The organism is Micromonospora sp. NPDC005163 (assembly GCF_053599835.1).
This window is the reverse complement of the sequence record NZ_JBSFYP010000065.1, coordinates 1-13,777: the sequence shown is the minus strand read 5'-3', so window position 1 is coordinate 13,777 and position 13,777 is coordinate 1. Positions and strand designations below refer to the sequence as shown.

At 67.4% G+C, this 13,777-nt stretch carries 8 protein-coding genes and 3 pseudogenes; 2 read left to right on the top strand and 9 right to left on the bottom strand.

Annotated features, from left to right (window positions below):
- Positions 1-104: 104 nt before the first annotated feature.
- The 7 genes and pseudogenes from ACWD6N_RS30510 to ACWD6N_RS30480 form a co-directional block, all read right to left on the bottom strand.
- Complete coding sequence (locus ACWD6N_RS30510) at positions 105-665, bottom strand: hypothetical protein (protein WP_354968579.1); 561 nt, start codon at positions 663-665, stop codon at positions 105-107.
- Positions 666-889: 224 nt separating this feature from the next.
- Positions 890-3,826 (bottom strand): CHAT domain-containing protein, encoded by a 2,937-nt coding sequence (locus ACWD6N_RS30505; protein ID WP_354968580.1) that lies wholly within the window; start codon positions 3,824-3,826, stop codon positions 890-892.
- An 814-nt stretch (positions 3,827-4,640) separates the two neighbouring features.
- Positions 4,641-5,603, bottom strand: coding sequence for a glycine betaine ABC transporter substrate-binding protein (locus ACWD6N_RS30500; protein WP_354968581.1), 963 nt, complete (start codon positions 5,601-5,603; stop codon positions 4,641-4,643).
- Between the two features lie 53 nt (positions 5,604-5,656).
- Positions 5,657-6,346: an ABC transporter permease gene (locus tag ACWD6N_RS30495; protein ID WP_354968582.1), complete on the bottom strand. Its 690-nt coding sequence runs from the start codon at positions 6,344-6,346 to the stop codon at positions 5,657-5,659.
- Between the two features lie 112 nt (positions 6,347-6,458).
- On the bottom strand, positions 6,459-7,655 hold the full coding sequence (locus tag ACWD6N_RS30490; protein WP_354968583.1) for a betaine/proline/choline family ABC transporter ATP-binding protein: 1,197 nt from the start codon (positions 7,653-7,655) through the stop codon (positions 6,459-6,461).
- Entirely contained in the window at positions 7,655-8,317 is a 663-nt protein-coding gene (locus tag ACWD6N_RS30485; protein WP_387330461.1) for an ABC transporter permease, read from the bottom strand. The genes ACWD6N_RS30490 and ACWD6N_RS30485 overlap by 1 nt, the downstream gene beginning before the upstream one ends.
- A 444-nt stretch (positions 8,318-8,761) precedes the next feature.
- Positions 8,762-9,066 (bottom strand): annotated as a pseudogene (locus ACWD6N_RS30480) (transposase); the annotation flags it as partial.
- Positions 9,067-9,127: 61 nt separating this feature from the next.
- Between ACWD6N_RS30480 and ACWD6N_RS30475 the strand changes: the two are divergent.
- Positions 9,128-10,216: an IS630 family transposase gene (locus tag ACWD6N_RS30475; RefSeq protein ID WP_387330458.1), complete on the top strand. Its 1,089-nt coding sequence runs from the start codon at positions 9,128-9,130 to the stop codon at positions 10,214-10,216.
- A gap of 141 nt (positions 10,217-10,357) precedes the next feature.
- On the opposite strand, the gene ACWD6N_RS30470 is transcribed toward ACWD6N_RS30475, so the two are convergent.
- Both ACWD6N_RS30470 and ACWD6N_RS30465 read right to left on the bottom strand, forming a co-directional pair.
- Positions 10,358-10,924 (bottom strand): flavoprotein, encoded by a 567-nt coding sequence (locus ACWD6N_RS30470; RefSeq protein ID WP_387330455.1) that lies wholly within the window; start codon positions 10,922-10,924, stop codon positions 10,358-10,360.
- Positions 10,921-11,986: pseudogene (locus tag ACWD6N_RS30465) on the bottom strand (hypothetical protein); the annotation flags it as partial. The gene ACWD6N_RS30470 and the pseudogene ACWD6N_RS30465, both read right to left, overlap by 4 nt.
- A 149-nt stretch (positions 11,987-12,135) precedes the next feature.
- Between ACWD6N_RS30465 and ACWD6N_RS30460 the strand changes: the two are divergent.
- A pseudogene (locus tag ACWD6N_RS30460) lies at positions 12,136-13,536 on the top strand (IS1380 family transposase).
- The last annotated feature ends 241 nt before the right edge of the window (positions 13,537-13,777 follow it).

Below are 13,777 nucleotides of genomic sequence, written 5' to 3'. Positions count from 1 at the left end.
GCACAGCTGCAGTTCAGCCGCCATTTTGATCATGTAGTTACAGCTCAACTCGGCCGGGTGGGCGAGCGCCAGCCGATGCTTGCCGTCTCCGATCGCAGAAAATGCTACTGGCGGGTGTGACGGTAGGAGGGAAGAAGCCAGCCAGGTGCGTGGCGGGTGCGGCCGGCGATCACCCAGACGAACTCGACCGCCAAGGCTGCCGCGACCACCGCGAACGCGGCGCCCCGCCAAGACAGCCAGTCGTGGGGGGTGACTAAGGCCAGGAGCGCAGCAAGCAGGCTGACGATTCCCACGTCGTAGGTCAGCCGGGCGCGGAAAAGATACCTTCCCTGCAGGAAGTAGTCCCTGCGCTGCACCCGCCGCATCCGCTCCGCGACGTCCGAATCGTTGGCGGCGGGTTGCCAGTCGGAGCGTTCGGCGGGCGAGGCGGAATACAGCAGCCCAGCGACGGTGAACTGCACACAGAAAACGAACATGGCCGCGGCGAGGGCGAGCGCGAACGTGGCGGGCCCGGCAAGGCGCACCTTCACATCGCTGGTGAGCAGCACCGCGAGCGTGGCGAGGGCGAAACCGGCCAGCAGCGGCGCGGCGACGGTGCCCATGGACCGGAATGCGTCGGTCGTGCCCAGGGGGTAGCGCACCAGCCAGCGCGGTCCGTTCGACATGGTGGTGGGCCTACTCGGTGTCGGCAGGCGATTCATCGGTGCGCACCGGCACCGCAGCACCGCAGCCGTCCTCGGTCGGCATGCCGGCGTCCCCTGCGTAGTGGGCGGAGCACCACGTCTCGTGGCGGCCATGGGTGAGCTCACACTCGGGGCAGAAGTCGTCGATCGGGAATGCGCCGCGGTCGGTCAACGCTCAGGCTCCAGCTCCGGTACGGGTGAGGCTTCTATATAGACAGGCTACCGTCGTCACCCTGGCAGACGAACGCCGCCCAGTAACGGGGATCGGGGTGCCGCTCGCGGGTGCGCAACTGTGCCTGGCGCAGCGCTTCAGCGCGCGGCAGCCCATCGCGCAGAAGCTGATAGAAGTCCGCCATGAGCTGCGCCGTCTGCTCGTCCGGGACCTTCCACAGACTCATCACGAGGGTGCGGGCGCCGGCCAGCACGAAACAGCGGCGTAAACCGAAGACACCTTCGCCGGGTTCCACCTCGCCCAGGCCGGTGTCGCACGCGGACAACACCACAAGCTCGGTGCCGTCCAAATCCAGGCCGGTCACCTCCAACGCCGTGAGGATGCCGTTGCCGGCTCCGTCCGGTGGCTCGCCGCCGCCCAACCACGTGTTCGCGCCGGCCATCGCGAGCGCGGAACGCAACAGCGGGTTCGCCAACCGGCTCCCGGCCATGCGGGTGAAGTCGTCGTCGGCGGCCACGAACGGGCCCGGAGTTGCGAGGACACCGTTGAGCACGAGCGACATCTGATCCGGGTCGGCCAGGCGGGTGGTCATGCCGACGGTGACCTCGTGCGGCCCCAGTGGCGGTTGGCGCTTGAGGGCGAAACCGTGCGTAGCGATGTGCAGGACCACCGGTGCGTGAGCATCTCGGATCGCCGTCTTCGTTGCCTCACCGGCGAGTCTGGGGCGTACACCCAGCAGCCTGCCGATGCGTTCGCCCTCCTCGACGGCGGCTGGCAGCAGCGCCAGCGGCTTACCCAGGGCGGCGGGCGACCCGAGGTCGTAGTCGGGGCCCGCCACCACCAGCGGCGGCGTTGACGCGAGCCGGGCCGGTGCGGCAAGCCGGAGCAGGTCCCGCGTCGCGGTGAGGTAGGAGATGGTGTAATCGTCAATCACCTGCCGGCCGTCTATGGTCGCCAGCATCTCGAACGGCAGCCGCAGCAGGTCGCCGTCCGGTGCGATCAACAACCGGCGGGTGTCGCCGACCGCGGCGCGCAACGGGTCGAACACGACGGTCCGGAGGCGCTGCGACGCATCCCGGGGCGCAGCCTGCGGGGTGATCGGCTGCCGCGCCCCAGCGGGTTGGTCGCGCCGGCCGGTGGCCTGGGCCCTCACGGCCGCGACAAGTTCGTCCACTGCCGCGGCCACCCCGAGATCGACCAGGACCGGCTCATCGGGCCGCTCGGGCAGCAGGACGACAGCGAGGTACCGTGCCGCCCGCCACTGCTGCTCGCCTCGGCTCCGAACGGCTTCGAAGTCGAAGTCGCCGTACCGCAGCAGCTCCACCGACGCTGCGCCGGCCGGCGTCACCCGCGCCACCATCGCACTGTCCACCCGCCGGCCAAGGCGGCCCGTATCGAAGCCAGGCAGGTTCCGCGCAAGTTCCGCCTCCAACGCCTCACACTCCTGGCGAGCCCGACGTAGCCCCTCGTGGAAGCCCGCCTGGTTACTCTGGCCGGGGCCGGCGAACTGCTGCTCGGCAACCCACCCGCGTAGTTGGGCCAACCGATCCAGTCGCGCCCGCAGATCAGGATCCGCAGCGGCCGCCTCACGCCGCCGCGCGAACGAGTCAATGCCCAGACCCTTGTGGTCCACCACCAGGTCCGCCAGCCGGCGGACACGCGCCGGTGAGCTCGTGAACCGCGACATCACCAGCGCGACGTACTGCGCGACGCGGGCCCGCGACGCCCTCAGTAGTTGCACATGCTGTTCCTGTGAGCCGTAGGCGCCAAGCTCGGCGAACATCTCCCGCTGCCGGTCGAGTACCTCGGTCAGCAGCCGAAGGGCCTTTTCCGCGTCGCCGCGCGCCGCGTGCAGCTCGGCCAGATTGCCCAGCAGCGCGGTGTGCTGGTGCCCCCCGATCGCGGACGGGCGGGTTGCCGCCAGCGCTGCCCGATAGTTTTCCCACGCGTCGTCGTATCGGCCGTGCGCCTGCTGCAGCCGTGCGAGGTTGTTCAGCATTACCGGGTCGTCGTCCCGACCGAGTTCCCGTGTGATGGAGCGTGCGTCATCGAGCAGCTCCTGCGCCCGCGCGTACTGGCCGCGCTGCTCGTGCAGGACGGCGACAGACACGAGCGTCGGGACCACCTCCGCGCTGCGATCGCCGGCAACCCGTCGTTTGATCGCCAGCGCGTGCAGGTAGTGCTTCTCCGCGGCGTCGAGCTCGCCGGCACTCTGATAGAGGTGGCCAAGGCGGGACAGGATGGCAGCCACCGGTAGCCGATCCTCGTTGAGCTGCTTGCACAACCTGAACGCCTCGTGCAGGTCAGCCTCCGCCGCGTTGCCGTCGCCCAGCTGCGTGTGCAGCTCCGCGCGCACCGCCAGCAGACCCGTCAGCGCCTCAGGCAGCCGGGACGCGAACGGCTGCAACGGCTCGACGCTCGAACGCAGCTGCGCCTGCGCGTCGCCGAACGCGCCGGCCTCTAGGAGACGTTTCGCCTGATACTGAACCGCCTGCGCCATTTGAGTAAGGGGCGCGCCGTCGGTGTACTCCGCCGGCTTGTAGAGCGGGAAGTAGCCAGCCTCGTCGTCGACCCCCACCGGGTACACCAGCCGCTCCCGCCACCGGTCGGTGTCCAACTCGGGCACCACACCTGCTAACCGAAGCTGTTCGAACAGCTCCCGACCATGCGCGGCGTACGCGGTCTCGATGCCGTTGGGCTCCTCGCCGGAGAACACCGCGACGTGGCGGTCCGGGACCTCCAGCAGGGTGATCTGAGTACGGACGCCGTCGGTCACCCTGTCGACAATCTTGAACAGCCGGTCCCTCGGCCACAGACACAGGCCCCACCCGGGCGGCATCAGCGGAAGCGTCCGCGCATTGGCGGAGAAAATCACATAGCGATGCGGGGCGACGAAGCCACCCGGTCGCCCCGAGGCGTCGCAGAACGTCGGCTCACGAAGAAACAAGCCGGGCCGGTACTTGGCCAGCACAGCGCTCGGCAGGCTGGTGTCTCGAAAGAACGCGCCACGTTCGGCGAAGTCCGCCCTCAAATCACCCATAGATGGCACGGTATCGGCGGCTGTCCAGGTCCGGTCCGCAGTGCTCCCGCATCCGAGCACTCAAGAGCGGCCCAAAACCGGTCCGAGCCCGGGTCGACCGCCGACGACCAGGCCGGAATGGTGCTCCTCGCCATCTTGCTGGCCGTGCTGGTCCTGCTCTGCTCCGGCGTGATTTCCTACAACCTGCGGAAGCACCGGCCGAACGGTCGGGCGTCGTTGCGTTACCGATTGCTTACGTACGCCGGAGTGGTTGGGACGAATCGGCGAGCGGGGCCGGCCGATCGGCCTCGACGTAGCTATGTGGCTGGGCTCCTGAATGGTCGCCTGCCGTTCCGCACGACGGCATGACGGGTGCTCGACGGGTGCTCCGGCACCGCGGACATATCACCCCGGCGCAGGCCCTCCTCCCTGGCACGTGGCCCGTCAGGTGGTTCCGCTGCCTAAGGAAGCCTCACCCCGGCGGCAGCAGGAGGACCTCGACATCTTCGGCATCAAGCTCACCGACGCCGAGGTCGAGCCATCACCGCGCTGGGCCGCCCGATGGTCGTCTCAGGGATCAGGACCCGGCAGTGTACGAGGAGTTCTGACGGGCAGGGGCGTCGCGCGGGCAGCAAGCGGCAGAAGCGACCAAGGCCGTGACCCGCGGTTGCGCGGGTCACGGCCTTGATTGTCTGTGCGCCCGAAGGGGATCGAACCCCTAGGCGGTGACACAGTGGCCCGACGTTGGTGCCGTGGGGCAGGGTCGTCAGCCGATGTAGCCGTTCTCCGTCAACCAGGTCTTGGCGACATCCGCCGGTTCCTCACCGTCCACGTCGACCTTCGCGTTGAGCCCGACCATCGTGGCGTCGTCGAGGGCCGCTGCGATTGGAGCGAAGATGTCCTTGATCTCGGGGTGCTCGTCGAGCACCTCACTGCGGACGTTCACGGAACCGTTGAAGGGCGGGAAGAACTGCTTGTCGTCGGTCAACACGGTGAGACCGAGACTACCCACCCGACCGTCGGTGGAGGTGATCGAGCCGAAGGCACACTCGCCCTTGTCGACCTGGTTGTACACGAGGGCGTCCTGCACGTTGGAGACGTTGTCCGGTGCGACCTTGAAGCCGTACGCCTTCTCCAGGCCGGGCAGGCCGTCGGGCCGGGTGGAGAACTCGCCGCCGACGCAGAAGGTCGCGTCCGCGGGGTTGCTTGCGACCAGTGCGGCGACGTCGGAGATCGAGGCGACGCCGAGCCGCTCGGCGGTCTCGCTGCTCGCTGCGATCGCGTAGGTGTCGTTGAACGGGGCCGGGTCGAGCCAGGTGACACCGTTGGCGGCGTCGGCGTCCCGGACTGCTTCGAACTGCGCCTGGCCTCCGGGGATGCCCTTCTCGTTCTTCAGGTAGGTGACCCAGCCGGTACCGAGATACTCCCAGTACAGGTCGATCTCGCCGGAGGTCAGCGCGGCGCGGACGGTCGTACTGCCCTGCAATCCGATCTGGTCCTCCACCTTGGCGCCCGCGGCGGTGAGTGCGAGCTTGGTCAGGTTTCCGAGGATGAGTTGCTCGGTGAACTCCTTGGAGCCGACGGTGACCGTGGCGCCGCCGAGGTCGAACTTCTCCCCGATGCTTCCGCTGCCCGCGACATCGTCGTTGCCGTCGCTGCCGCACGCGGCGACGAGCATCACCAGCGCCAGTGCGCCGGTGAGCAGCGGCCAACGGCCTCGCTTGTTCATGTTCCTCATGTTCCTCCTCTGATAGTCAGCGACTCAGGACGAAGCCGCGGAGGTCATAGCCCCTTCGGGCGCAGAGCCTCCTCGACAATTCCGGCCACCCAGTCAAGGAGCAGCGCCAGAACTGCGGTGAGGACACTTCCGGTGATGAGAACGGGCATCCGATCGAAGCGGATCCCCTGGTCGATAAGGAAGCCGAGGCCGCCGGCACCGACGAAGGTCGCCAGGGTGGCGGTGCCGACGTTGATGATGAGTGCCGTACGGATGCCGGCGAGCAGGACCGGCACGCTCAGCGGTAGCTCGATGCGGCGAAGCACCTGCCAGCCGCTCAGGCCCATTCCCCGGCCCGCCTCGACGAGCGCGCGATCGACCTGGTTCAGGCCGACGATGGTGTTACGGAGGACCGGCAGCGCGGCGTAGATGACCAGCGCATAGACAGCCTGGCCGAAGCCGATGCCGACGGTGATCGCCATCAACACCAGAACCCCGATCGACGGTATCGCCTGACCGATGTTGGCGACGGCGAGCACTACCGGGGAGAACCTGCGGACCGCTGACCGGGTCAGGAGCACCCCCAACGGCACCGCCAGGAGGACGACGATCAGGGTGGAGACGAAGGTGAGCTCCACATGCTCGATCAGCTTCTCGCGAATCGTGTCGGCGTTGAGGCTCGCCTGGGAGATTCTGTCGAGCTCCTGGTTCCGCACGTAGAGGTACAGGGCGACGCAGACGGCGGCGAGGAGCACCGGAGTGCCCAACCGCCGCCAGAACCGGGACGGTCCGCCGAGCTCGCTGAGTAGGTCGTCGGCGTCGCGCGCGACCTCGCGGGTCCTGGCCCCGAATGCTGGGATGGCCACCTTAACCGGCCTCCGCGGGCTGGCCTGCCGTGTCCCGGTCCCGGGCCCGGGAACTCTCCCGCATCTCGTCGATGGCGCGCATCACTGTGCGCATGTCGACGATGCCCTGGTACCGCCGCTGGTCGTCGACGACGATCGCGCACCCGACCCGCGAGGTGACCATCTCGTTGAGCGCGTCGTGCAGCGTGGCGTGCGGCTCCACGGTGGCCGCCGCGGGAAGCCCCACCCGATCGAGGGATTCACCCGACCGTGTCAGGTCATGCCCGGTGACCCAGCGAACCGGCCGCTGGTTCTCGTCGAGCAACAGCAGCGACCCGTGATCGCTGTCGGTGAGCGCCTGGCGCAGGTGTGCCCGATCGTCGTCGAGCCGGCCGACTGCCCACTGGTTGAGCTCCACGTCTCGGACGCGGCTGAGGCTCAGGCGCTTGAGCGATGCCCCCGAGCCGATGAAGTCCGCGACGAAGTCGTCGGCCGGAGCCGTCAGGATCGCTTCGGGCGTGTCGTACTGGGCGATCTTCGACCCCTTCCTGAGGATCGCGATCCGGTCGCCGAGCTTGATCGCCTCGTCGATGTCGTGGGTGACGAAGACGATGGTCTTCCGAATGTTGCTCTGCAGGCGGAGGAACTCGTTCTGGAGACGCTCGCGGGTGATCGGGTCGATGGCGCCGAACGGCTCGTCCATCAGCAGCACCGGAGGGTCGGCGCTCATCGCCCGGGCGACCCCGACCCGTTGGCGCTGGCCGCCTGAGAGTTCCTTCGGGTACCGCGCACGGTAGGCCGACGGTTCCATGCCCACCAGATCCAGCAGTTCGTCGACACGCTCGGAGATCCGGGCCCGGCTCCACCCGAGCAGCCCGGGCACCATGCCGATGTTCTCGGCGATCGTCATGTGCGGGAACAGGCCGATCTGTTGGATGACGTAGCCGATCCGGCGGCGTAGTTGATCAGCGTTGACGTGGGTCACGTCCTCGCCGTCGATGAAGATGCGTCCGGAGGTCGGTTCGATGATCCGGTTGATCATCTTCAGGCTGGTGGTCTTGCCGCAACCAGAGGGTCCGACCAGAACCACGATCTCGCCTGCCGGTATGTCCATGGTGATGTTGTCCACGGCCGACTCGGCCTGACCCGGATAGCGCTTGGTCAACGACTCGAGGCGGATGGACGCCGCCGTAACGGTCCCTTGTTTATGCTCAGGCATCACAGCCCCTTCGATGTCGTCAACTTGGAGATCATTCCGAGGACGCCGTCCAGCAGCAGCGCCAGCATCGCCACGAAGAGGGTTCCGCTGAAGGCAAGGTTGAAGCCGCGCTGGGTGCCGATCGCCGAGAGCCCCTGGAAGATCGGACCACCGAGGCCGGGCCCGTTGACGATGGCCGCGATGGCGGCGATCCCAACGATCATCAGGGTCGACACGCGTACGCCGGTCATGATGACCGGCCAGGCGAGCGGTAGCTCGATGCGGAGCAGCCGTTGGCGGTGGGAGAGCCCCATGCCCTGCGCCGATTCGACAATAGCTGGATCGACCGAACGCAGCCCAGTGATCGTGTTGCGCGCGATGGGAAGCAGTGAGTACAGCACCAATGCGACGACCGTGGGCACGGCCCCGAGACCGAAAATCGGTATGAACAGTCCGAACAGGGCGAACGACGGGACGGTCAGGAACGTGCCGGTCACCGTGAGTACGGCTCTGGCTCCGTTCCGATTGCGATAGGTTGCCAGGCCCAACCCGAGCGCGATCACAGTCGCCAACACGATTGTGACGAGCACCACAAGCAAATGCTCGAAGGCCAGCTCGAGTAGGTCAGACCACTCTCGTTCCAGATATGCGGGCACGCCGGAGATGTAGTCGAGGAAGGTCATTGACCAGCAAGTTTAACCGATGGATTTTCATGTTTGACGAGGCCCCCTGACCGGTGGCCGGGTTGCCGGTCACGTAACCGGTGACAGTTGCCCGGGTCGCCGCACGGCAGCGGACGCTCGTGAAGCGGCCACACCAATTGCCGTCTGGGGTTTTTCGGTGTGGCGAGGAGTTCATGCTCGACGGGTGACGTTCGCCGTCGGACCTCGTGTGAGACGTCGCCGGTAGGCCAATCCACGCATTCGAGTAGGGCGAGATCGAGTTGGTCGAACACTCCGAGCCAACGAGAAAATCGGACATCCAAAAAGTAATCTCAGCGACTTCGCGGTAGGTATTTGTATTCGAAATGGGTCAGGTGCAGCGCGGCCAGGGCCTCGGAGTGTTCCGGGAATGTCCGGTTGATCATGGAATGCCGTGGGAGGGTGAGGGCGGCATTTGGGAATGGCGTGGGCGCGGCGGGCGCTGGCGGTGTTCGCCCAGCCGGTGAGGTGGAACGTGCTGCGGATGATGTCGTGCAGGGCGGCCATGACGGCGGGGTGTTCTGGGAGCGGACCTGACTGGCGTCTTCGGCGAAGGTCACGTCGCGGATCCAGTGCACGTTGTTCTCGATGGTCCAGTGTTCGCGGGCCCAAGCGGCGATTTCTTCGGGTCGGGCATGGTGGGTGGGTAGGCCGGTGATCGCGTAGACGACCTCGGTGGTCCACTTCTTCGTGCCCAGCCGGCGGCGTCTGCGGCGGATCCGCACGACTTGAGGGGTTCGAGTCCCTAGTGTCCTGAGTCGTTAATCCGCCGCCAGATAGTAAGCTGTCGGGATGGCTGGTCGTCCGCGTGGTGTGGTGGAACTGAGTGATGACGAGCGTGCGTGTTTGACCCGGTGGGCGCGGCGGGGTAAGTCATCGCAGGCGTTGGCGTTGCGGTCGAAGATCGTGTTGTTGTGCGCCGATGGCCTGGTCAACACGCACGTCGCGGAGCGGTTGGGTGTCTCGCGGGACATGGTGGGCAAGTGGCGTAGCCGGTTTCTAGCCCGCCGGTTGCAGGGGTTGACCGACGAACCGCGGCCTGGGGCGCCTCGCCGCATCAGCGACGACCGGGTCGAGGAGGTCATCGTGCGGACGCTGGAGCAACAGCCATCCAACCAGGACAGCCACTGGTCGACGCGGTCGATGGCCAAGGCCGCCGGGTTGTCGCAGACCGCGGTGTCGCGGATCTGGCGGGCGTTCGGCCTCAAGCCGCATCTGGTGGACACGTGGAAACTGTCGGCTGATCCGCTGTTCGTGGAGAAGGTCCGCGACGTGGTGGGTCTGTATCTCGACCCGCCGGTCAAGGCGATGGTGTTGTGCGTGGACGAGAAGTCGCAGATGCAGGCCCTGGAACGAACCCGGCCGATGCTGCCGATGATGCCCACCGTCCCCGCCCGGCAGACCCACGACTACGTCCGCCACGGCGTGGCCAGCCTGTTCGCCGCGTTCGACGTCGCCACCGGCACGGTCATCGGGCAGGTCCACCGCAAGCACCGCCATCAGGAGTTCCTCAAGTTCCTGAAGGTCGTCGACGCGAACACGCCCGCCGAGTTGGACCTGCACCTGGTGCTGGACAACTACGCCACCCACAAGACCCCGGCCGTGCAGCGGTGGCTGGCCGCGCATCCCCGCTTCCACCTGCACTTCACGCCGACCTCGGCGTCCTGGCTCAACCTCGTCGAACGCTGGTTCGCGGAACTGACCAACCGCAAGCTCCGCAGGTCAAGCCACCGCAGCCTCGCCGAACTCGAAGCCGACGTCCGCACCTGGATCGACGCGTGGAACGCCGACCCGAAACCATTCGTCTGGACCAGAACCGCCGACGACATCCTCAACAGCCTCGCCACGTACTGCCGGCGAATTAACGACTCAGGACACTAGCGGCGCACCAGCAATTAAGGCTCTGGCTGGCCCAATGAAAAGGTGTGGAGGATGCCGGGACGGCATCGTCCGGCAGCTGACCGACCTCGGGGTCTGGTCGTTCATGCTGCCGAGGCAGATGCACTGCGGAGCCGGTTGCTGTCAGTGCTGCCGGCCGGCGCCCTTGCCAGCCAGCCGGGCTGCCGCGTCGAACGCCGTCGTCCACGGGAAGGCCTTCTGGCGACTGTTGCCGCTGCCGGGCGGGTGTGGCTCCCATCCGTCGTCGGTGCCGAGAAGGATCCGGACGCGCTCATCGCGGAGGCTCGCCACGGCACGTTGGAAGGGTGCGCGGGCGGCCAGTGCGGCGTTGACGAATGGGACGACCACGGTGGGCACATGCCGGCCGATCAGTTCGGCGATCGTCGTCATCGCGTAGTTGTCGGCGATGCCGAGGGCGATCTTGTTGACGGAGTTGTAGGTGGCGGGGGCGATGATGAGCGCGTCCGCCGCGGGGAGAGATCGGCGTGTGCTTGGGGACGACCGGTAGGTGGAGCGGACCGGGTGCCCGGTTAGCCGCTCTATCGCTTCGGCGTCGATGAAGTCGAGGCTGCTGGGGGTGGCGGTGACCGCCGTTGTCCACGACTGTTGCGTCGCGGTGGTGACCAGTTGTGTCACGTCTGCGGCGGGCCCGGCAGCGCAGACGATGATCTGCAGGTGGGCGCGAGTCATACGCGGATCCCGGCGTGCTGGGCGAAGTCAAGGACGGCGCTGCGAACGTGCGCCCGGGTAAGGACTGCCAGGTCGCTGGCGATGTGCTGGACCGTTGGCCGGCACCGGATTTCCCCCGGTGCCACCTCATACGCGCTGCGAAGCGCGTTCAGGCCGTGCTCGTAGCGTCCCCACTGCGTGTAGGCCCGGGCCACGTCGACGAACAGGGAGGCCTTGCGTTCGGTAAGGCCGATCTTGTCCAGCGGCACCTCGCGGGCCAGCGCGATGGCGGTGCCTGCGTCACCCAGGGTCAGCGCGATGTTGACGCGGTGCAGCAGGACGTTGGTGGCACCGAAGCCGGTCCACCGGTCGTTGCCGTCGTAGCCTAGGCGGTCGGAGGCATGGGCGGCCTCATCGAGCATGGCCTGTGCGTTGTCTCGGTTGTTGTCGCGGGCGGCGGCGATAGCGCCGCGCAGCAGCAGCGCGCCATAGACGGCGACCGCGTCGGTCGAGGCGAGTCGGGTGCCGCGTCGGAGGGTCTCGGCCGCGTCTTCAGCGAGCTGCTGCCTGATTGCTGTGGCCGTTGCTCATCAGGGCGTGGGTCATGATCCGGGCGCTTGCAGCCATCGCCACCGGGTCTTGACTGATCGCAGCGGCACGGGTGCTGCGTTCTGCGGCGACCGAGGCCATGCCTTTGTCACCGACCTTGAGGAGCACGCTGCCGACGACGTGGTAGAGGTCGCTGGTCAAGGCATCGACCTGCGCCCGCTGCTCACCCTCGGCGTCCGCACGGGTTGGTTCCAAGGCGGGCAATAGGGCCACGAGCCCGGCGAGAACCTGCTCGTAACGGCACGCCTGATAGTCGATTTTCGCGGCGGCCACGTCCCGAGCGAATTGCCGGAGCGGCAAGGTGATTGGCTCGGCGTTGCGAGGTCGTGGTGCGACCAGTGCTTCGAGCAGGGTTGCGACGTTCGGCAGGGTGATGCCGCTGATCGTCACGCCCGTCAGGAGAGTTCTGCGCCGCACGTCGCCGTCCGAGTCGAAGTCGTGAATGCCGCCTTCGCCAGTATGGGTGTGTGTCTCCGTGACAGGTAGCGTCGCTGGATCCGCTAGCCTCGGCCCTTCATTAAGGGCTGTCCAAGGGCTGGGCAGAAATGAAGAAGTGCCTTCTGATCAGGGAAAATAGGACTTGCTGAGGGTCCGATGTTCCTGTCACGGAAGGCACTTGCTGGGTGAAGGCTACCGCAACACGTCCGAAGATCATGGTGACCGGCGGCGGGCGGGGCGTTGTCGGGCACGTCGGTGCCCGCCTGCTCGCCGATCTGGCCGACGTAACTGGGTTGACCAGCGCGTTCAGCCTCGCGTTGGCGGCGTTGCGGCAACGGCGCAGCGGCCACGACCCGGGCCGCGTCGCCGTGGATCTGGCGGTGATGCTCGCCGACGGTGGTGAGGTGATCGCCGATCTGGCGGTGCTGCGTGACCAGTCGGCCCTGTTCGGGCTGGTCGCCTCCGACCCGACCGCGTGGCGGCTGTTGTCCCGACTCGACGAGGCGATGCTGGCCGAACTACGTGCCGCGCGGGCTCGAGCCCGCGAGGTCGCCTGGGCCCAGCACGCCGAGGTCAACGGTGACCTGCCGGCGGTGAAGGCGGCCGGCCGGCAGGTCAACGGTCTGGTCCTGGACATCGACGCGACGATCGTGATCTGCCATTCCGAAAAGGAGTCGGCGACTCGTACCTGGAAGTAGACCTTCGGCTATCACCCGTTGCTCTGCTTCCTGGACAACACCGGCGAGGCCCTCGCCGGCTTGTTGCGGGAGGGCCGGGCCGGCTCGAACACCACCGCCGACCACATCACCGTCCTGGACCAGGCCCTGGCCCAGATCCCCGACGCTGTCCGGCACGGCACCCCGATCCTGCTGCGCAGCGATTCGGCCGGCTCCAGCCACGGCTTCCTCGCCCACATCCGGTCCCTGCGCGAGCAACACCACCTGGACATCCGGTTCTCCGTCGGCGCCGCGATCACCGAACCCCTCCGGGTCGCGATTCAGGCTGCGACCGGCTGGGTCCCCGCTGTCGACACCGACGGTGAACTGCGGGAACACGCCGAGGTCTGCGAGATCACCGGCCTGTTCGAAGCGGCCGGCTGGCCTGCGGGCACCCGGTTCCTGGTCCGCCGTGAACGCCCGCATCCCGGCGCCCAACTGTCACTGTTCGACACTGTCGAAGGCTGGCGGCACCAGGTCGTCGCCACCGACACCCCACCCGGCGACGGCGGCATCCAGCACCTGGAGGCCCGGCACCGCGCCCACGCCCGTGTCGAGGACCGTATCCGCACCGGCAAGGACACCGGCTTCGGCCGGTTCCCGTCCCGAGTGTTCGCGATCAACCAGGCATGGCTCCAACTGGCCCTGACCGGCATCGACCTACTCGCCTGGACCCAAACCCTGCTCCTCGACGGTGACCTCGCCCGAGCCGAACCCAAGAAACTGCGTCACCGACTGCTACACGTCGCCGCCCGCCTCACCCGCACCGCCCGCCGGACCCGACTCGCCATCGCCGCCGACTGGCCCTGGACCGACGATCTGACCGCCGCGTTCAACCGCCTCGCCGCACTACCACGACCCGCCGGCTGACCCTGCAACCCCACGCACCGACCATCAACACGGAGGAACCCGGCCCAGCGCCGGGCCGTCAGCATGCCGGCGAAACTGGAGCGCGAATTCCGAACCGGCTCCATCGATCAGAAGCTATGAACGGCCGCCCAAATGAAAGACCGAGGCTAGTGTCCTGCGCCGGAAATTCGCCTAATAAGTTGGTGTAGGGTGAGGTGATGGCACGAACCGGGCGCCCTACCGCACCGCTGGTGTTGACCGA

Bases quoted from the DNA above. Each gene is read 5' to 3' on its own strand.
- ACWD6N_RS30510 (WP_354968579.1), bottom strand. From the start codon at position 665: ATGTCGAACGGACCGCGCTGGCTGGTGCGCTACCCCCTGGGCACGACC.
- ACWD6N_RS30500 (WP_354968581.1), bottom strand. From the start codon at position 5,603: ATGAACAAGCGAGGCCGTTGGCCGCTGCTCACCGGCGCACTGGCGCTG.
- ACWD6N_RS30490 (WP_354968583.1), bottom strand. From the start codon at position 7,655: ATGCCTGAGCATAAACAAGGGACCGTTACGGCGGCGTCCATCCGCCTC.
- ACWD6N_RS30485 (WP_387330461.1), bottom strand. From the start codon at position 8,317: ATGACCTTCCTCGACTACATCTCCGGCGTGCCCGCATATCTGGAACGA.
- ACWD6N_RS30475 (WP_387330458.1), top strand. From the start codon at position 9,128: ATGGCTGGTCGTCCGCGTGGTGTGGTGGAACTGAGTGATGACGAGCGT.
- ACWD6N_RS30470 (WP_387330455.1), bottom strand. From the start codon at position 10,924: ATGACTCGCGCCCACCTGCAGATCATCGTCTGCGCTGCCGGGCCCGCC.